15 protein-coding genes are annotated in these 19,043 nt (G+C 60.3%); all 15 read left to right on the top strand.

The features are described 5' to 3' along the window. The first annotated feature begins 346 nt into the window (after positions 1-346). The 15 genes from PMI34_RS05460 to PMI34_RS05390 all read left to right on the top strand — a co-directional run bounded on the left by PMI34_RS05460 (position 347) and on the right by PMI34_RS05390 (position 19,033). Positions 347-1,087, top strand: coding sequence for a flagellar basal body rod protein FlgF (locus PMI34_RS05460; RefSeq protein ID WP_008052828.1), 741 nt, complete (start codon positions 347-349; stop codon positions 1,085-1,087). 45 nt (positions 1,088-1,132) lie between these two features. Further along, entirely contained in the window at positions 1,133-1,918 is a 786-nt protein-coding gene (gene flgG, locus PMI34_RS05455; protein WP_008052829.1) for a flagellar basal-body rod protein FlgG, read from the top strand. Positions 1,919-1,970: 52 nt separating this feature from the next. Next, complete coding sequence (gene flgH, locus PMI34_RS05450) at positions 1,971-2,666, top strand: flagellar basal body L-ring protein FlgH (protein ID WP_008052830.1); 696 nt, start codon at positions 1,971-1,973, stop codon at positions 2,664-2,666. A gap of 18 nt (positions 2,667-2,684) precedes the next feature. Further along, positions 2,685-3,794, top strand: coding sequence for a flagellar basal body P-ring protein FlgI (locus tag PMI34_RS05445; RefSeq protein WP_008052831.1), 1,110 nt, complete (start codon positions 2,685-2,687; stop codon positions 3,792-3,794). A gap of 11 nt (positions 3,795-3,805) precedes the next feature. Further along, positions 3,806-5,092, top strand: a complete 1,287-nt coding sequence (gene flgJ / locus PMI34_RS05440; RefSeq protein ID WP_008052832.1) for a flagellar assembly peptidoglycan hydrolase FlgJ — start codon at positions 3,806-3,808, stop codon at positions 5,090-5,092. Positions 5,093-5,115: 23 nt separating this feature from the next. Next, positions 5,116-7,173, top strand: a complete 2,058-nt coding sequence (gene flgK, locus PMI34_RS05435; RefSeq protein WP_008052833.1) for a flagellar hook-associated protein FlgK — start codon at positions 5,116-5,118, stop codon at positions 7,171-7,173. 13 nt (positions 7,174-7,186) lie between these two features. Continuing rightward, positions 7,187-8,758 carry a flagellar hook-associated protein 3 gene (locus tag PMI34_RS05430; RefSeq protein WP_008052835.1) on the top strand — a complete coding sequence of 524 codons (1,572 nt, stop codon included), beginning with the start codon at positions 7,187-7,189 and terminating at the stop codon, positions 8,756-8,758. A gap of 124 nt (positions 8,759-8,882) precedes the next feature. Beyond that, the gene (locus PMI34_RS05425) at positions 8,883-12,455 is read left to right on the top strand and encodes a glycosyltransferase (protein ID WP_008052837.1); all 3,573 of its coding nucleotides are present in this window, start codon (positions 8,883-8,885) and stop codon (positions 12,453-12,455) included. Positions 12,456-12,745: 290 nt separating this feature from the next. After that, entirely contained in the window at positions 12,746-13,519 is a 774-nt protein-coding gene (gene rfbF, locus PMI34_RS05420; protein WP_008052842.1) for a glucose-1-phosphate cytidylyltransferase, read from the top strand. Beyond that, a complete protein-coding gene (gene rfbG / locus PMI34_RS05415) occupies positions 13,501-14,583 on the top strand; it encodes a CDP-glucose 4,6-dehydratase (protein WP_008052843.1) in 1,083 nt (360 codons plus the stop codon). The genes rfbF and rfbG overlap by 19 nt, the downstream gene beginning before the upstream one ends. Further along, positions 14,580-15,140 carry a dTDP-4-dehydrorhamnose 3,5-epimerase family protein gene (locus PMI34_RS05410; RefSeq protein WP_008052844.1) on the top strand — a complete coding sequence of 187 codons (561 nt, stop codon included), beginning with the start codon at positions 14,580-14,582 and terminating at the stop codon, positions 15,138-15,140. Before rfbG ends, PMI34_RS05410 begins: the two co-directional genes overlap by 4 nt. Next, positions 15,137-16,363 (top strand): class I SAM-dependent methyltransferase, encoded by a 1,227-nt coding sequence (locus PMI34_RS05405; protein ID WP_008052845.1) that lies wholly within the window; start codon positions 15,137-15,139, stop codon positions 16,361-16,363. Before PMI34_RS05410 ends, PMI34_RS05405 begins: the two co-directional genes overlap by 4 nt. Continuing rightward, positions 16,360-17,211 carry an NAD-dependent epimerase/dehydratase family protein gene (locus PMI34_RS05400; protein ID WP_008052846.1) on the top strand — a complete coding sequence of 284 codons (852 nt, stop codon included), beginning with the start codon at positions 16,360-16,362 and terminating at the stop codon, positions 17,209-17,211. Before PMI34_RS05405 ends, PMI34_RS05400 begins: the two co-directional genes overlap by 4 nt. Beyond that, positions 17,208-18,278 (top strand): class I SAM-dependent methyltransferase, encoded by a 1,071-nt coding sequence (locus PMI34_RS05395; RefSeq protein ID WP_008052847.1) that lies wholly within the window; start codon positions 17,208-17,210, stop codon positions 18,276-18,278. The genes PMI34_RS05400 and PMI34_RS05395 overlap by 4 nt, the downstream gene beginning before the upstream one ends. A gap of 17 nt (positions 18,279-18,295) precedes the next feature. After that, a complete protein-coding gene (locus PMI34_RS05390) occupies positions 18,296-19,033 on the top strand; it encodes a cephalosporin hydroxylase family protein (protein ID WP_008052848.1) in 738 nt (245 codons plus the stop codon). Positions 19,034-19,043 lie beyond the last annotated feature (10 nt).

Consider the following 19,043-nt stretch of genomic DNA (forward strand, 5'->3'; position numbering starts at 1 on the left):
GCCTGCGAGGCTGCGTTCGGCGGCGAAGCCGTCGTGAGACCAGACGCAGCGGTGTGCCAGGAAGACCAGGCATGCGGAATTTACGACGGCTTCGCCGCCGAACGCAGCCTCGCAGGCTCGGCAGCTGCTACAGGGGGGGCGGCGAACTCTTGAGGTCGACGTTTGCCGTAAGCGGCATGACACCGCCGGTTTTTCGTCTCTGATACAAATCACAAATCCCCTCTGAATCCTCCAAGTCCCCTGTTTGCCGGGCCTCGCACCACCAAAAACAAGTTGGTCTGCAAATTGCTTATGGCTCAGCAACACAGCAGTGGGCGGCAAACGTCCGGCAGGCAGAGGAAAGAGTGTGGACAAGTACCTTTATGTGGCAATGACCGGCGCCAGCCAGAATGCACTGGCGCAAAAGGCGCATGCCAACAACCTCGCGAACATCTCCACCAACGGCTTCCAGAAAGACCTGGAGCAGGCCCGTTCGATGCCGGTGTTCGGTGACAGCTTTCCGGCACGTGCGTTTGCCATGTCCGAACGCCCGGGCACGGACTTCTCCCCGGGTTCACTGGTGGAAACCGGTCGCGACCTCGACGTTGCCGTACAAGGCAACGGCTGGATTGCCGTACAGACCCCCGATGGCGGTGAAAGCTACGTGCGCACCGGCAGCCTGAACGTTGACGCCCTGGGCGTGCTGCGCGCCGGCAACGGCATGCCGGTCATGGGCAATGGCGGGCCGATTGCCGTGCCGCCCGAGCAGCAGATCGAAGTCGGCGAGGACGGCACCATCAGCATCCGCGCGATGGGCGAAGGTCCGCGGGTGATGGCCGAAGTCGACCGCATCAAACTGGTCAACCCGGACCTCAAGAACATGAGCAAGGGCCTGGATGGTTCGATCCACACCAAGGACGGCAAGCCTGCGCAGGCCGATGCCAACGTCAGGCTGGTGTCCGGGTTCCTCGAGTCGAGCAACGTCAATGCCGTGGAAGAGATGACCTCGGTTCTGGCCTTGTCCAAGCAGTTCGAACTGCACATCAAGATGATGAACACCGCCAAAGACGATGACCAGGCCATGGCTCGGGTCTTGCAGATCAGCTAATTACCAGAACGTCGCGCCGTAAAACAGGCGCACGAGGAGAATCGAATGCTTCCGGCTCTATGGGTTGCCAAGACAGGCCTGTCCGCCCAGGACACCAACCTGACCACCATTTCCAACAACCTGGCCAACGTGTCGACCACGGGTTTCAAACGTGACCGCGCCGAGTTCCAGGACCTGCTCTACCAGATCAAGCGCCAGCCAGGCGCACAGTCGACCCAGGACAGCGAGCTGCCGTCGGGTCTGCAACTGGGTACCGGTGTGCGCATCGTCGGCACCCAGAAAAACTTCACCGCCGGCAGCCTGCAAACCACCGAGCAGCCGCTGGACATGGCCATCGACGGTCGCGGGTTCTTCCAGATCCTGCAGCCGGACGGCACCACGTCCTACACCCGTGACGGTACGTTTCACCTGGACTCCAACGGCCAGATCGTGAACGCCAGCGGCTTTGCCCTGGAGCCGGCCATTGTCATTCCGAACGAAGCGCAGACCTTTACGGTCGGCCGCGACGGGACCGTGTCCATCACCGTTGTCGGCAACCCGGCTGCCCAGGTGATCGGCAACCTGCAAACCGCCGACTTCATCAATCCGGCCGGCTTGCAAGCCGTGGGCAACAACCTGTTCCTGGAAACCGCCGCCAGTGGCGCGCCGCAAGTTGGCACACCGGGCCTGAACGGTTTTGGCTCCACGCTGCAGAACACCCTGGAAACGTCCAACGTCAGCACCGTTGAGGAGATGGTCAACATGATCACCACCCAGCGCGCCTACGAGATGAACTCCAAGGTGATCTCCACCGCCGACCAGATGCTCTCGTTCGTAACGCAGAATCTGTAATCCAGTCTATGTGGCGGCCATGAGGCTGCCTGCAACACCGTGAGGTAGGGTCATGAATCGTTATGTATCTGTTCTGGCACTGAGTGGGATCACCGCGCTCGCAGGTTGCGTGCCTGCGACGCCCAAGCCCAATGACCCTTACTACGCTCCGGTGTTGCCGCGTACGCCGTTGCCGGCGGCCGCGAACAACGGCTCGATCTATCAGGCCGGTTTCGAACAGAACCTCTACACCGACCGCAAGGCGTTCCGGATCGGTGACATCATCACCATCACCCTGAACGAAAGGACCCAGGCCAGCAAAAACGCCAACTCGCAAATTGGCAAGAACAGCAAGGCCAACATCGGCCTGACTTCGCTGTTCGGCAGCAGCGCCACCACCAACAACCCGTTCGGCGATGGCGACCTGAGCCTGAGTGCCAGTTACGAAGGTGATCGCGCGACCAAGGGTGACAGCAAGGCGGCGCAGGGCAACACCCTGACCGGTTCGATCACGGTCACCGTCGCCGATGTGTTGCCCAACGGCATCATCGCGGTACGCGGCGAGAAGTGGATGACCCTCAACACCGGTGACGAACTGGTGCGGATTGCCGGCCTGGTTCGCGCCGATGACATCGCCACCGACAACACCGTGCCGTCGACCCGTGTCGCCGATGCGCGCATCACCTACTCGGGCACCGGTTCGTTTGCCGATGCGAGTCAGCCAGGCTGGTTCGACCGTTTCTTCCTCAGCCCGCTGTTCCCTTTCTAGGTGGCTTTCCAGTTGAGCATGTTGAACTTCAAACACCTGATGGTGGCCGCCCTGATGTTGTCTGCCGCCTTCAACGCTCAAGCCGAGCGCCTGAAGGACATCGCCAGCATTTCCGGCGTGCGTTCCAACCAATTGATCGGTTACGGCCTGGTGGTCGGGCTTAACGGCACCGGCGACCAGACGACGCAGACCCCGTTCACCCTGCAGACCTTCAACAACATGCTCTCGCAGTTCGGTATCAAGGTACCGCCGGGCTCGGGCAACGTGCAGTTGAAGAACGTCGCGGCGGTGTCGATCAGTGCCGATTTGCCGGCGTTCGCCAAGCCGGGTCAGCAGGTCGACATCACCGTTTCGTCCATCGGTAACTCCAAGAGCCTGCGCGGCGGCACCTTGCTGCTGACGCCACTCAAGGGTATCGACGGTAACGTCTATGCGGTGGCCCAGGGCAACCTGGTGGTTGGCGGTTTCGATGCGGAAGGGCGAGACGGCTCGAAGATCACCGTCAACGTTCCGTCGGCCGGTCGCATCCCCGGCGGTGCGTCGGTGGAGCGTGCGGTGCCGAGCGGTTTCAACCAGGGCAATAGCCTGACGCTGAACCTCAACCGTTCCGACTTCACCACCGCCAAGCGCATCGTCGACAAGATCAACGACATGCTCGGCCCTGGCGTGGCCCAGGCCATCGACGGCGGTTCGATTCGCGTCACCGCGCCGCTCGATCCTAGCCAGCGGGTCGACTACCTGTCGATCCTGGAAAACCTCGAAGTCGATCCGGGCCAGGCGGTGGCGAAAGTCATCATCAACTCCCGTACCGGCACCATCGTGATCGGCCAGAACGTCAAGGTTTCTCCGGCCGCCGTGACCCACGGCAGCCTGACCGTGACCATTACCGAAGACCCGATCGTCAGTCAGCCCGGCCCTCTGTCCAATGGCACGACGGCGGTGGTACCGCGCTCGAAGGTCAACGCCCAGCAGGAGGCCAAGCCGATGTTCAAGTTCGGTCCGGGCACCACTCTCGACGAGATCGTGCGGGCGGTGAACCAGGTCGGCGCGGCACCGGGTGACTTGATGGCGATCCTCGAAGCGCTGAAGCAGGCCGGCGCCCTGCAAGCCGATCTGATCGTGATCTGAGGACGGCCATCGTGGATATGCGCAAGAGCGGTCTGGTCAGCAGCAGCGATTCGGGCTCCTATTCGGACCTCAATCGTCTGAATCAGCTCAAGGTCGGCGACAAGAACAGCGACGGCAATATGCGCAAGGTGGCGCAGGAGTTCGAATCGCTGTTCCTCGGTGAGATGCTCAAATCCATGCGCTCGGCAACCGAAGCGCTGGGGCAGGACAATCCGATGAACACGCCGGCGGCCAAGCAGTACCAGGAAATGTACGACCAGCAACTGGCGGTTTCCATGTCCCGCGAAGGTGGAGGTATCGGCCTGGCGGACGTGCTGATGCGTCAGATGTCAAAGAACAAGCCAATGGCCCCTGGCGAGGCCGCCGCTGCATCGCTGGCCAGGCAAGAGGCTGCCAGGGCCGCCGTGGAAACGCCAGTGGCGGCAGGTACGGTGGCAATCAATGGCCCACTGTCGCGGGTCAATGGCCAGCGTCCGTTGTGGGCTTCGCGTTCAGTCCATACGCCGCAAGAAGCGGGTGAGGGTGCTCATCGCAATGACATGGCGCTGATCAATCAGCGACGCCTGGCACTGCCGCCGAAACTGGCTGACCGGTTGTTGGCCGGGCTGGTGCCTTCGGCGACGACCGCCGCCACGACGATCAACAAGACAACCCTGCCACAGCGCACGACGACCGCCGGCACGGGACCGTTGTACAACGGCGACTGGCTGGCGACCGCGCAACAATCCTCCACTGGCGGCATGCAGATCTACGGGCGCGCCATGGCGCAGATTCCTCTGGCGCCGGCGAAAAAAGCCTTCAGTTCCGCCGACCAGTTCGTCAACACCATGCTGCCGATGGCCAGGGAAGCGGCGGCCCGCATTGGTGTCGATCCACGTTACCTGGTGGCCCAGGCGGCCCTGGAAACCGGCTGGGGCAAGTCGGTCATGCGTGCCCAGGACGGCAGCAGCAGCCACAACCTGTTCGGCATCAAGGCCGGCAACAGTTGGCAGGGCAATTCGGCGCGGGCGATCACCAGCGAATTCAGGAACGGGGAGATGGTCAAGGAGACGGCCGAGTTCCGTTCCTACGACTCCTACAAGGACAGTTTCCATGACCTTGTGACTTTGCTGCAGACCAACAATCGCTATCAAGATGTCGTGAAGTCGGCCGATAACCCAGAACAGTTTGTACGCGAGTTGCAGAGAGCCGGTTACGCAACCGACCCGAACTACGCGAGCAAGATTTCGCAGATAGCCAAGCAGATGACGAGTTACCAGAACTACGCTGCGGCGGGCGTTTCCACCACGCCTTTATAGGCACAAGGTATAAGGTCTGAACCATGAGTTTGCTCAATATCGGGATGTCGGGGCTGAGTGCCAGTCATAGCGCCTTGGCGACTACCGGCAACAACATTGCCAACGCCGACACCGCCGGTTACTCGCGCCAGCAAACCGTGCAGGGCACCAAGGGGTCGATTCAGTACGGCAACGTCTACGTAGGCACCGGCACGACGCTGGCCGATGTGCGCCGGGTATACAACAGCTACCTCGATGCACAGTTGCAGACCACGACGTCGCTCAACAGTGATTCGGCGGCGTACCTTGGGCAAGTCACGCCACTCGATACCTTGCTGTCCGACAGTGGCACCGGTCTCAATGGTGCCTTGACCAAATTCTTCGCCTCGGTACAGAACGTCAATGCCAAACCGGGCGACGACGCCTCCCGCCAGTTGTTGCTCAGCGATGCCCAGGCCCTGAGCAATCGTTTCAATTCCGTGTCCAGTCAGTTGAGCACGCAGAATGCGAACATCAACGGCAACCTGACGAACATGGCCGATCAGGTCAACAAACTGGCCACGACCGTGGCGCAGTTGAACCAGAAAATCAGCGAGATTTCGAGCGCAGGCGGTACGCCGAATGAACTGCTCGACGCCCGCAACGAAACCATGCGCCAGCTGTCGACCTTCACCGGCGCACAGTATGTCGAGCGCGACGGCAACGTCGATGTGTACCTGGGTAGCGGTCAGCCACTGGTGATCGGCAGTACCGTCAACAAACTCGAGGCGGTGCCGGGTAAGGATGATCCGGGACGGTTGTCGCTGCAGCTCAATCGTGGCTCGAGCACTATCGACATCACCTCGATCATGACCGGTGGTGAAATCGGCGGCCTGCTGCGTTATCGCAGCGAAGTACTCGATCCGGCCATGAACGAATTGGGTCGTGTGGCGCTGGTCGTCGCCGATCAGATGAACAGTATCCAGGCTCAGGGCATCGACAAGAACGGTGATTTCGGTTCGAACCTGTTCAACAACATCAACAGCGCCGCGCAGATGTCTCAGCGCAGTATCGCTTCCACCGGCAACAGTGCCGGCTCCGGTAACTTCGATGTGAGCATCGAGGACACGGGCAAGCTGACCATCAACGATTACAAGGTCACGTTCACCAGTGCTACCGACTACACCGTTCAGCGCCTGCCCGATAACACGTCGATGGGCAGCTTCAGCACCACGACGACACCTGCGCCGGTGATCGACGGGTTCTCGATGACGTTCAACGGTGGGGCTGCCCAGGGCGACACTTTCAAGCTCACCCCGACACGTAACGCCTCGGCCAATATCAAAACCGAGATGACCGACTCCAAGCGTCTGGCCATCGCCGCACCGCTGGGTGCAGCGATTGCAGCGGGGGGCAGCGGCACGCTGACGATTCCGGCCAGCGGTCAACCGACCCTGACTACCAGGTTCGACCTCTACGACGCGGCCACCACCACCGCGATGCAGAACGGTATGAAGTATTCGACGCCGGTCAAAGTGGTGTTTGGCGATCCGTCGGCTGACGGCACGACCCAGAGCTATCAATTGCTGGATGCCAAAGGTGGCGTTCTCAGCAGCGGTACCATCCAGCCGGGCCAGAACAACACCTTGAACCTGAGCATTCCACTCAAGGACTCGACCGGTGCGCCGATCCCGCCAGCGCCTGCCACGCAGTACACCGTTAATTTCGACATGACCGTCGCCGGTTCACCTGGCAAGGGCACGGCGATCAATGTCAGCCTGAGCCAGCCAGGTTCCCTGGACAATCGAAACGGCACGGTTCTGGCGGGTCTGCAGACTGCGCAAACGGTCGACACCGGCTCGGCAAGCAAAGGTATTTCGCTGAATGATGCCTACGGCAAACTGGTCGAGGGTGTCGGTTCCAAGGCGGCACAAGGCAAGCTGGACAGTGCTGCGACCACCGCCATTCTGGCGAACGCCAAGGGCGCACGTGACTCGCTTTCGGGTGTCGACCTCGACGAGGAAACCGGCAACCTGGTCAAGTACCAGCAGTACTACACCGCCTCTTCGCAGATCATCAAGGCTGCGCAGGAAATCTTCAGCACACTGATCAACAGTCTTTAAGGAGTCGTAGCCCATGCGCATTTCTACCGCCCAGTTTTACGAGTCCTCGGCAGCGAACTATCAGAAAAATTTCGCCAACGTGGTCAAGAGCAGCGAAGAGGCGAGCAGCCTGGTTCGCGTCAACACCGCAGCGGATGATCCGGTTGGCGCTTCGCGTTTGCTGCAATTGGGTCAGCAGGCTTCGATGCTCGACCAGTATTCGACCAACATGACCACCATCAAAGGCACGCTCGGTCAGACCGAGGCGGTGATGACCAGCATCGGCAACGTGTTGCAGCGGGCCAAAGAGCTGGCGCTGGGTGCGGGCAACGCCGGTTTTACCGATGCCGACCGTCAGGCGAACGCATCCGAGCTGGGTGAGATCGAAGAGCAATTGCTCAGCCTGATGAACAGCAAGGACGAAAACGGCAAATACATCTTCGCCGGCTCCAAGGGTGATGTGGCTCCGTTCAGCCGCAACACCGATGGCACCTACAGCTACAACGGCGACCAGGTGACCCTCGACCTGCCAATTGGCGACAATCAATCGATGGCTTCCAACAGCACCGGTTGGGACGTGTTCCAGCAGGCGATCAACACCAACCGTACGTCCGCCACGCTCACTTCGCCAGCGGTGGATGACGGTCGTGTCGCGTTGTCCAACGGTCAAGTCGCGTCGGATGTCACCTACAACGCCAAGTTCCGTAGCGGTGAGCCTTACACCGTGGAGTTCTTGAGCAGCACTCAGCTGAAAATCACCGATGCGCTGGGTAACGACGTAACGTCTGAAGCGGGCCAGAACGGCGTGTTCAACTCCAACAACGCAGCCACGCAAACCGTGAGCTTTCGCGGCGTTGATCTGAAGCTCAATATTAACCTCAAGGCAGGTGACAGTGCCGACCCGGACGCGGCAATTGCCGGCCACAGTTTCACCCTGGCGGCCAAACCGGACAGCTTCAATACCTCGCGCAGCCCGGGCAATCCTTCGAGCGCCCTGGTGACAGGAGCCTCGGTGACCAACAGCACTGACTACCATGCCAGCTTCCCGGGCGGCGGTGCCGTGCTCAAGTTCACCAGCGCTACGGATTTCGAGCTGTATGCCGCGCCGGTGACGGCTGACAGCACGCCAGTGTCGACCGGCACCATGGCCGGCACTACCGCAACCGCATCGGGTGTTTCGTTCACCGTCGCCGGCACACCGGGCGCAGGTGACCAGTTCTCGGTAGCGGTCAACACGCACCAGACCCAGAACGTTCTGGATACGGTCAGCCAACTGAAAATGGCCCTGTCGACACCGACCAACAATAATCCGATCGCCATTCAGAAAATGAATGCGGCAGTCACAGCCGGTATCGGCAACCTGGCCAGCGGCATCGATCAACTGGCCGCCGGTGTCAGTTCTGTGGGTGGTCGCGGTGCATCGCTGGTGACCCAGGCTGACATCAATCAGAGTCTGGTACTGGCCAACACGCAGACCCAGGGCGCCATTCGCGACTCCGATCCGGCTGAAGTGATGACCCGCCTGACCCTGCAGCAAACCATGCTGCAGGCATCGCAATTGGCGTTCAGCAAGATCGCTCAGTTGGGCCTGTTCAACAAAGTCTGAGTCAGGGCCTTCCCGATGACCTCGCGAAGGCTTTCGACAACCGAGTGAAAACCGTCTTTCTTCTGCGGTTCAGGGAGTCTTGCTTCATCCAGGCAAGCTCCCGCCGCTCGCGAGTTCCCCTGCCGTGAAACCAGCACCTCTTGTCACCATCGCCATTCCCGCCTTCAACCCGCGGTTCTTCCTCGTGGCACTGGAAAGCGCCCTGAGTCAGACCTACGCCAATCTTGAAGTGATCGTCTGCGATGACAGTGGCGGTGACGAGATCCGCGAGATCGTCGATGCCTGTGAAGTGCCTGCCTCGATTCGTCTGCGTTATGTGCGCAATCCACGGCGCCTGGGTTTTCAAGGCAACCTCACCGCGTGTGCGCAAGAAGCCAGCGGCGACTATCTGAAATTGTTGTGCGATGACGATCAGTTGCTGCCTGAGTGCATTGCGCAACAGATCGCCGGATTCATCGATCACGACGACGTCAATCTGGTCATCGGCCAACGGCAGTTCTACGACGAAGACTGCATCCTGTTATCCGACCGTGTGGAAAATAGCTGCTTTTCCAAAGGTGTCACCTTGTTCAAGGGTGAGGATCTGTTGGGGATTCTGGAAACCAGTGTCCTTAATTTTCTCAGTGGCCTCAGTGGGGCCTTGCTGCGAACTCTGCATGCACTGGAATACTTGCCGACCCTGACACAGATCGGCGAGGGCTTTGTTGCGAACCTGGATTTTGCTTTGTTCGCGTGCCTGTTGCGACGTGGCAATCTTGTGGTGGTCGGGCAGATCCTGAGTCTTGAGCGTTTGCATCCGGCGCGTCTGAGCAACCAGCCCGCGGTCAAGGCTGCGGTCGTGACCGAACTCGACTGGCTCAAGCAAATGCTCGCTCTGCGCAGTGGCGAGCCAGCGCCGGCACCGGGCTGGGTGCGTCATGTTGCGCTGGCCGATGCCATTGAAGGGCAGGCTTATGCGTGGGAAGAGGCGGCCCTTGGCCGACAACTGGGTTTCATTCAAACCCTGGTGAATTCCCGGGTCGGCCCGGATTGCGAAAGTTTCGCTGACATGTATCGGCAATGGCTGTCCTGCCGTCATCTGAATCCGGCCCAGCAGAGTCTGCTTGATGCTCGCGTGCAGAGTTGGAGCTGGCGTCCGCGCGTCGTGCCGATCGTGCTCGACAGCGAAGGTGATTTGTCGGCGTTGGAGGACACCCTCAAAAGTCTTCGTCAGCAAGCCTACAGCGCTGAGCAAGTGGTGGTGCTTTCCCCATTGCGGCACGTACCTGTCGACGGTGTGCGTCATGTGCCACTGGAGGCGGACGCGGTTGCCCGGTTCAACCACCTGCTGGCCGAGTTGGACAACGCGGACTGGATCTATCTGGTTCGCGCCGGTGACCGCGTGCATGAACTGGCGTTGCTGTTGCTCGCCGAGCGCATGGTGGAGATGCCGGATGTGCGCTGCCTTTACAGCGACGAAGGCGGTTTGCGTGACGAGATCTCGATCGAGCCGGTGTTCAAGCCGGATTTCAATCTCGACTTGATGCGCAGCTTTCCTTATGTCGGCCGTGTGCTCGCGCTACAGCGCCAGTGCCTGCTGGAACTTGGCGGGATGGCGCCGGGCTTTGGTGAGCTTGGCGTGCACGATCTGCTCTGGCGCCTGGTCGAAAACAACGGGCCACACACAATCGGGCACATTGCCGAAGTTCTGGTGGAGTCCACCCTGCGCCTGTCCCAGTGGCTGACACAGCCACAGGTCATTGATCAGGCCCCGGTAGTGTTGGCCGCGCATCTGACGCGCCTGGGTGTTCCTCACCGAATCCGCACCGGCAGTCAGCTGATGATCAGTCGTGTGGATTACCTCCATGTTCAACCGGCCATGGTGTCGATCATCATCGCGACCCGTAATGAGCTGGCGTCTCTGGAGCGTTGCATTGAAAGCCTGCTGGAGAAAACCACCTGCCAGCGATTTGAAGTGCTCATTGTCGATAACGGCAGCACGGCGCTGGATGCCTGCAACTGGCTGTCGGCCGTGGAGCAAATGGGAAGCGACAAGCTGCGCGTGCTTCGTTGTGATCATGGCGACAATCTGGCAGCGGTGCACAACTTCGCCGCCGGCCAGGCTCGCGGTGACTACCTGTTGTTTTTCAGCCCGTGCAACCGCGTGGTCAATCCGGACTGGCTCGACGAGTTGCTCAACCATGCCCAGCGTCCGGAAGTCGGCATCGTCGGCGGCCGTCTGGTGAGTCCGCAAGGGCGCATCGAAGGGGCTGCGCTGGTGTTGGGGCTGCGGGGGGCAGTGGGGGTGCCCAATCGTGGCGAGCTACTGAATACGCCGGGCTACATGCAGCGCCAGCAGACCGTGCAGAACTTCAGCGCGGTGGGCATCGACTGCCTGCTGGTGCGCAAGAAGGTCTTCGACGAAGTGCTCGGCCTCGACGAAAAAGACCTGTCGCAGGCACTCAATGGCGCAGACTTCTGCCTGCGGGTGAAGCAAAACGGATACCTCGTGGTATGGACGCCGTACGCCGAACTGATGCGAGTGTCAGTGGCTTCCTATGCGGAACCGGCCCCGCGCACCCTGCAAAACGAGCAGAAAAGCTTTTATCAGCGTTGGTTGCCTCTGGTCGCCAGAGATCCGGCTTACAACCCTAACCTGAGTCTGGGCAGCAGTAATTTCAGTCTCGAACCCGGATTCAAAAACGGTTGGGATCCGTTCTTCCGCCAGTTGCTGCCCAAGGTGCTGGCGATCCCGATCAACACGTCAGCCGTGGGCCATTACCGGGTTGCCCAGCCGTTTCTTGAACTGGAAGCGGCCGGACGTATAGTCGGACATTTGAGTTATCACACGCCGACGAACATCGAGCTTGAGCGCAGTTCGCCGGACGTGATTGTGCTGCAGGGTCGCTATAGCCAGAACGCGGTCGACGAAGTGGAGCGCGTCAAAGACGCTTCCCGGGCATTCAGGATTTTCGAGCTGGATGACTATGTGATCGATGTGCCGAAAATGAACGCACACATTCGCAAGGCTGAAGTCGGCGTCGACAATATCGTGCGTCGTGGCATCAGTATGTGTGACCGGGTGGTGGTATCGACCCAGCCACTGGCCGATGCATTGCGTGGCATGCACCACGACATCCGGGTCGTCCCGAACATGCTGGCGCCACACCTGTGGGCCGGCCTGAGCAGTCGTCGACGTACTTCGCGCAAACCTCGCGTCGGCTGGGGGGGCGGGACCAGTCATGACGGCGACCTGGCGATCATTGCCGATGTCGTCCGTCTGTTGGCCAACGAAGTCGAGTGGGTGTTCTTCGGTATGTGCCCGCCGGCGCTACGTCCGTTCGTTCATGAATTCCATCCAAGCGTTGGCCTCGACGCCTACCCGGCCAAACTGGCCAGCCTGAACCTTGACCTGGCACTGGCGCCGCTGGAATTTCATATCTTCAACGACTGCAAGAGCAACCTGCGCCTGCTGGAATACGGTGCCTGCGGCTACCCGGTGATCTGCACCGAGACTGAGGCCTATCGCGGCTATCTTCCGTGCACCAGGGTCGTGAGCAACAGCGCCGAGGAATGGCTTGAGGCGATCCGCATGCATCTGTCCGATCCAGAGGCCAGCTACCGTATGGGCGATGCGTTGCGCGAGGAAGTGCTGCGCGATTACATGCTCAAGGGCAACAACCTCAATTACTGGGCCGAGGGTTGGCTGCCCAACTGATCCGAAGTGAATATTGGTGTTTTAGCAGGCGGCCTTGGGCCGCCTGTTTTGTTTGTGTCGAAAACGTCGCAAATCCCGCTGATGGACTCATCCCTTTTTGCATGGTCGATTACGCCACCGACATAGAGCCTGCGCGGCTGGCGCGTTTCCTGCACGTCCCCCTCAAATCGCCATAAAACGAGCGCTCGCGGTCATTCCACCAGCGCCCGGAACGGTAGAAGGTTTAGCCAGAAGGCCCGCAACGCTCAAGAAAGCGGCGCGCAGCCCGGTGAAGAACAAGAGGGGAGACGATGAAGGCAGTTATTTTGGCGGGTGGCCTCGGCACGCGCATCAGTGAAGAGTCGCACCTCAAGCCCAAGCCGATGATCGAGATCGGCGGCAAGCCAATTCTCTGGCACATCATGAAGCAATATTCCGCCCACGGAATCCACGATTTCGTGATCTGCCTTGGCTACAAGGGTTATGCGATCAAGGACTTCTTCGCCAACTACTTCCTGCACACCTCCGACGTCACCTTCGACATGCGTAACAACCGCATGGACGTGCACCAGAATTACAGCGAGCCGTGGAGCGTCACCCTGATCGACACCGGCGAAGAAACCATGACCGGTGGCCGTCTGCTGCGTGCCGGTCGTTACCTGAAGGATGAAGAGGCGTTCTGCTTCACCTACGGCGATGGCGTTTCCGATCTGAACATTCGTCAATTGGTGGACTACCACCGAGCCCATGGCCGTCTGGCAACCGTCACTGCCGTGCAACCTCCCGGCCGTTACGGCGCGCTGGACCGTCACGGTGATCAAGTGCTCGGGTTTACCGAGAAACCGCGTGGCGACGGTGGCTGGATCAATGGCGGATTTTTCGTTCTGTCTCCCAAAGTGCTGTCGTATATCGCCGGTGACGGGACTACATGGGAAGCCGAACCCTTGGCGCGTCTGGCCCAGGAAGAACAGTTGAAAGCCTTTGAACACAATGGTTTCTGGCAACCGATGGACACCCTGCGTGACAAGAACCATCTCGAAGCGCTGTGGCAGAGCGGGGAGGCCCCATGGAAGCAATGGGCCTGAGTACGGATTTCTGGCGTGGCAAGCGCGTCCTCGTTACCGGCCACACCGGTTTCAAAGGCAGCTGGCTGACTCTGTGGCTGCAAAGCCTCGGCGCACAAGTCAGCGGTTTTGCCCTTGATCCTTCAACCGGGCCGAACCTGTTCGAACTGGCGCGCGTCCACGAAGGCATCAACGATCAGCGCGGCGATCTGCGGGATCTCGGCGCCTTGCTGGAAATCATCGCCGAAACCGAGCCTGAGATCGTCCTGCACCTGGCCGCTCAGCCTCTGGTGCGTGAAGGTTATCGCGATCCGCTCGGCACTTATTCCAGCAACGTCATGGGCACGCTCAACTTGCTCGAAGCGATTCGACAGGTCGGCTGTGTGCGTGCCTGCGTGCTGGTGACCACCGACAAGGTCTACGCCAACAAGGAATGGCTGTGGCCGTACCGCGAAGACGAAGCCCTCGGTGGCCACGATCCTTACAGCAGCAGCAAGGCCTGCTGTGAACTGTTGGCGCAGTCTTATGCCGCGTCGTTTTTTCCGGCCGACAAATACGCCGGGCACGGTCTGGCCCTGGCTACCGCCCGTGCCGGCAATGTCTTGGGCGGCGGTGACTTTGCGCCTGAGCGACTGATTCCCGACGTGCTCAGAGCCTGGACGGCAGACGAGCCGGTGACCCTGCGCTACCCGCAAGCCGTGCGCCCGTGGCAGCACGCGCTGGAGCCACTGGCCGGTTATTTGCAGTTGGCCGCCGGCCTCTACGAGCAAGGCCCGGAATACGCCGGCGCGTGGAATTTCGGTCCGGGCGAAGCGGACATGTGCAGCGTCGGCGAAGTCGTCGAATTGCTTGCCAATCGCTGGCCACAAGCCCGCGGTCTGCGCATCGAGCCGAGTGAATTGCACGAGGCCGGTCTGCTGCGTCTGGACAGCAGCCGCGCGCGCCAGTTGCTCGGCTGGCAGCCACGCTGGACCTTGCAGCAATGCCTGACTCAAACCCTCGACTGGCATCTGGCATGGCAGAACGGCGATGACATGCGCGCCGTGACCCTTAGTCAATTGAACCTGTACCGAGGCGCACTGTGAGCGAGTTTTCCTTGCACGCGTTACCGCTGACCGGACTGTTCAGCGTCCAGCACAAGCGCTTCGAAGATCAGCGCGGGCACTTCGCCCGACTGTTCTGCGAGGGCAGCCTGAGCGCGTTTGGCAGTGAATTTCACATTCGTCAGATCAACCATTCCTGCACCCGCGAGAAGGGCAGTGTGCGCGGTCTGCATTATCAGAATGCTAATGCGCCGGAAGCCAAACTGATCACCTGCCTGCGCGGTGAAGTGTGGGATGTGGCGGTAGACCTGCGCCCCGAATCCGAGACCTTTTTGCATTGGCACGCCGAGCATCTGAAGGCGGGTGACGGTCGCAGTCTGCTGATTCCGGCGGGGTTCGCCCACGGTTTCCAGACACTGACTGAAGACGCCGAATTGCTTTACCTGCACAGCGCCGATTACGCGCCGGAACATGAGGGCGGTCTGTCGGTGAACGATCCACGGCTGGCGATTGCCTGGCCATTGCCTGTCAATAATTTGTCAGCGCGTGATTCCAGCCATCCCGCGCTCGATCAACACTTTGCTGGAGTGCCTCTATGAACTGCCGTGGTTGCGCCGCACCGCTGAGCCTGCCGCTGATCGACCTTGGCACCTCGCCACCGTCCAACGCCTACGTGCATGCCGATCGCCTGGAGCAGGCTGAACAGTGGATGCCACTGAAGGTCGCCGTGTGCCGGCAATGCTGGTTGGTACAGACCGAGGATTACACCCGCGCCGACAGCCTGTTCGACGCCGAATACGCCTACTTCAGTTCGTTCTCCAGCACCTGGCTGGCCCATGCCGAGCACTATGTCGCCGAAATGGTCGAGCGTTTCGGCCTGACTGCCGAAAGCCGCGTGGTTGAAGTCGCTGCCAACGATGGTTATCTGCTCCAATACGTGGCGGGTCGCGGCATCCCTTGCCTGGGTGTCGAGCCAACGCGCAGCACAGCGAAAGCGGCGCGGGAGAAGGGCCTGGAAATTCGCGAGCTGTTCTTCGGTCGTGAAACTGCCGCGCAGTTGAACAGCGAAGGCTGGGGCGCCGACTTGATGACCGCCAATAACGTGCTCGCGCATGTGCCGGACATCAATGATTTCCTCGGTGGTTTCGCAACGCTGCTCAATCCAACCGGCGTGGCCACTTTCGAATTCCCGCAACTACTGACGCTGATGGCCGGCGCGCAATTCGACACGCTGTATCACGAGCACTATTCCTACCTGTCTTTGACTGCCGTGCAGACCCTGTGCGAACGCAATGGCCTGGAAGTGTTCGACGTCAGCCAATTGAGCACTCATGGCGGATCGCTGCGGGTGTTTGTGCAGCGCAAGGACGGCGAACGTCGCGCGGTACAAGCGGCCGTGCAGCAACAGTTGCAGGCCGAGCTCGATGCCGGGGTGAAAACCGCCGAGTACTACGCGACCCTCGCACCCGCCGCTGAACACATCAAACATGAGCTGCTGCGCTTCCTGTTGCAGGCCAAGGCCGACGGCAAGCGCGTGGTCGGTTACGGCGCGGCGGCCAAGGGCAACACGCTGCTCAATTACGCCGGGGTCAAACCCGACTTGCTCGCCTGGGTGGCCGACGCCAATCCGCACAAGCAGGGCAAGTTTCTGCCGGGCAGTCGCATCCCGATTGTCGCACCGGCGCAGATCGATATCGAAAAACCGGACTACGTGCTGGTGCTGCCGTGGAACCTGCTGCACGAAGTCAGTCAGCAACTGGTGCAAGTGCGTCAGTGGGACGCCCGCTTCGTGATCGCCGTGCCTGAGTTGAAAGTGCTGTGAAGGTTCTGGTCACTGGCGCCACAGGCTTCGTTGGCCGGCATCTGGTCGCGCAATTGCTCGCCCGTGGCGACGACGTTCGCGCCGTGGCACGCAATGCAGACACGGCGCAGGGCATGCCGTGGATTAACGATGTCGAGTTCGTAAGCGCGGATATTCACGCCGCCGATCTCGATATCAGCGCGCTGACCGACGGCATCGACGCGCTGGCGCATCTGGCCTGGCCGGGGTTACCGAACTATCGGGCGCTGTTTCATTTTGAACACAACCTGATGGCCGATTACCGTTTTATCAAAGGCGCGGTCGAGGTGGGCGTGAAGCAGGTTCTGGTCACCGGGACTTGCTTGGAGTACGGTATGCAAGGCGGACCGCTCAGCGAAAGTACCGAGCCGCGCCCAAGCAATCCGTACGGTCTGGCCAAACACACGTTGCACCTGTTTTTGCAGAACCTGCAGCAGGAACATCCGTTCACCTTGCAGTGGGCGCGATTGTTCTATCTGCATGGCGAAGGGCAGAACCCCAACAGTCTGCTGGCGGCACTGGACTGTGCGATCGATGCCGGTGAGCAATCGTTCAACATGTCCGTCGGTGAACAGCTACGCGATTTTCTACCGATTGAAACCGCGGCCGGTTACCTCGCCGCAATCGTGCATCAGCGCGACTTCGACGGCGTTATCAATTGCGCCAGTGGTCAACCGGTGTCGGTACGGACGCTGGTCGAACAACGCCTGCGCGAGCGCGGCGCGACGCTGAAACTGAACCTTGGCCACTACCCATACCCGAGCCACGAACCGATGGCGTTCTGGGCCGTGACCGAGCGTTTGCAACAGTTATTGGGAGAGCCGCAATGAGGCACGAGTTGTATCGGGTCACCGACCTGCCGGTGCTGCAGAACCGCACTTTTACCGATGCCGAGTCGGCGCGAGCCTCTGCCAGTGCCGACATGTTGCTGGTACAGGACGAGCGCAGCGGCCTGATCTTCAATGCCGCCTTTGACGCCGACAAGCTCAGCTACGACGCTGACTATCAAAACGAGCAGGCACATTCAGGCCGGTTCCAGAAGCACCTGAGCGACGTCGAAGGCATCATCGCCAGGCGCTTCAAGGGCCAGGAACTGATCGAAGTCGGCTGCGGCAAGGGCTACTTTCTTGAGCTGCTCAAGGGCCTGGGCTATTCGATCACTGGCATCGATCCGGCTTACGAAGGCGATAACGCCAATGTGATCAAAGCCCCGTTCACTCGCGGTCTCGGTCTGGCTGCGGACGCCATCGTCCTGCGGCATGTTCTGGAGCACATTCAGGATCCGGTGAGCTTCCTCGCTGAAATTGCCAATGCCAACCAGGGCGGGCAGATCTACATCGAAGTACCGTGCTTCGACTGGATCATTGAGCATAAAGCCTGGTTCGATCTGTTCTACGAACACGTCAATTATTTCCGCCTCGATGACCTGCGCCGGATGTTCGGCACTGTGCACGAGGCTGGTCACCTGTTCGGTGGCCAATACCTGTACATCGTCGCCGATCTGTCCACGTTGCGCCTGACCCCGGAGCAACCGGTACCGCGCCTGACGCTGCCGCAAGATTTCACCGCCAGCCTCGACCGTGCGGTGCGGATCGTTCAATCCGCGCCCGGGCAGGGCTCGGCGATCTGGGGCGCCTCGTCCAAAGGCGTGATCTATTCGCTATTCCTGCAACGCGCGGGTGTGGCGGTTGATCGAGTGGTGGATATCAACCCGGCCAAGCAGGGACGTTATCTGCCGCTGAGCGGTGCCCGCGTGTCTTCGCCGCAAGAGGCCATGGACGCGTTGCCCGAAGGCGCCAACCTGTTTGTGATGAACTCCAACTACCTCGAAGAAATCAAGCGGATGACCGGTGGACGCTACGTCTATCACGCCGTTGACAGCGCTTCGTTCCAGTGACCCTTGAGATTTTGATAATGACCGACAACAGCATCAATAAAGCCTTCGAAGCCGAGTGCCGGGAACAGATTGCCCAGCAGGGTGACGACCAGAAACTCACTGGCCTGGCCCGAGATTTCTTCAATGAATCGGCCAGGCACAAGTACAGCTACCACTTTTCGTGGATGGGCCGTCCGATCATCCAGTTGCCACAAGACATGATGGCGATGCAGGAAATCATCTGGCAGGTCAAACCGGACCTGGTCATCGAGTGCGGCATCGCCCACGGTGGTTCCATCATCTACTACGCCTCGTTGCTGGAGCTGCAAGGCCACGGCGAAGTACTGGGCATCGACCTCGACATTCGCCCGCACAACCGCGAAGCGATCGAAAGCCATCCGATGGCCAGGCGCATCAGGATGATCGAAGGTTCCAGCATCGACCCGGCCATCGCCGCTCAAGTGCAAGCTGCCGCCAAAGGCAAAAAAGTCATTCTGGTCCTCGACTCCAACCACACCCACGACCACGTACTCGAAGAGTTGCGCCTGTACGCGCCGCTGGTCTCGGTCGACAGCTACTGCGTGGTGATGGACACCGTGGTGGAAGACATGCCGGCCGATTTTTTCCCGGATCGTCCATGGGGCCCGGGCGACAACCCGAAAACCGCGGTATGGAAATACCTGGAAGAGAACAAGGATTTCGAGATCGACCAGCAGTTGCAAAACAAGCTGCTGATCACCGTGGCGCCGGACGGCTATCTGCGTCGCGTTCGTTAATCAAAAACAG

Origin of the sequence: Pseudomonas sp. GM74 (assembly GCF_000282455.1) — a bacterium.
Classification (GTDB): Bacteria; Pseudomonadota; Gammaproteobacteria; order Pseudomonadales; family Pseudomonadaceae; genus Aquipseudomonas.

What these genes read in the sequence shown, in the direction of transcription:
- flgG (WP_008052829.1), top strand. Translation starts at nt 1,133, where the DNA reads ATGCTTCCGGCTCTATGGGTTGCCAAGACAGGCCTGTCCGCCCAGGAC.
- PMI34_RS05430 (WP_008052835.1), top strand. Translation starts at nt 7,187, where the DNA reads ATGCGCATTTCTACCGCCCAGTTTTACGAGTCCTCGGCAGCGAACTAT.
- flgH (WP_008052830.1), top strand. Translation starts at nt 1,971, where the DNA reads ATGAATCGTTATGTATCTGTTCTGGCACTGAGTGGGATCACCGCGCTC.
- PMI34_RS05405 (WP_008052845.1), top strand. Translation starts at nt 15,137, where the DNA reads ATGAACTGCCGTGGTTGCGCCGCACCGCTGAGCCTGCCGCTGATCGAC.
- PMI34_RS05390 (WP_008052848.1), top strand. Translation starts at nt 18,296, where the DNA reads ATGACCGACAACAGCATCAATAAAGCCTTCGAAGCCGAGTGCCGGGAA.
- flgK (WP_008052833.1), top strand. Translation starts at nt 5,116, where the DNA reads ATGAGTTTGCTCAATATCGGGATGTCGGGGCTGAGTGCCAGTCATAGC.
- PMI34_RS05395 (WP_008052847.1), top strand. Translation starts at nt 17,208, where the DNA reads ATGAGGCACGAGTTGTATCGGGTCACCGACCTGCCGGTGCTGCAGAAC.
- rfbG (WP_008052843.1), top strand. Translation starts at nt 13,501, where the DNA reads ATGGAAGCAATGGGCCTGAGTACGGATTTCTGGCGTGGCAAGCGCGTC.
- rfbF (WP_008052842.1), top strand. Translation starts at nt 12,746, where the DNA reads ATGAAGGCAGTTATTTTGGCGGGTGGCCTCGGCACGCGCATCAGTGAA.
- PMI34_RS05445 (WP_008052831.1), top strand. Translation starts at nt 2,685, where the DNA reads ATGTTGAACTTCAAACACCTGATGGTGGCCGCCCTGATGTTGTCTGCC.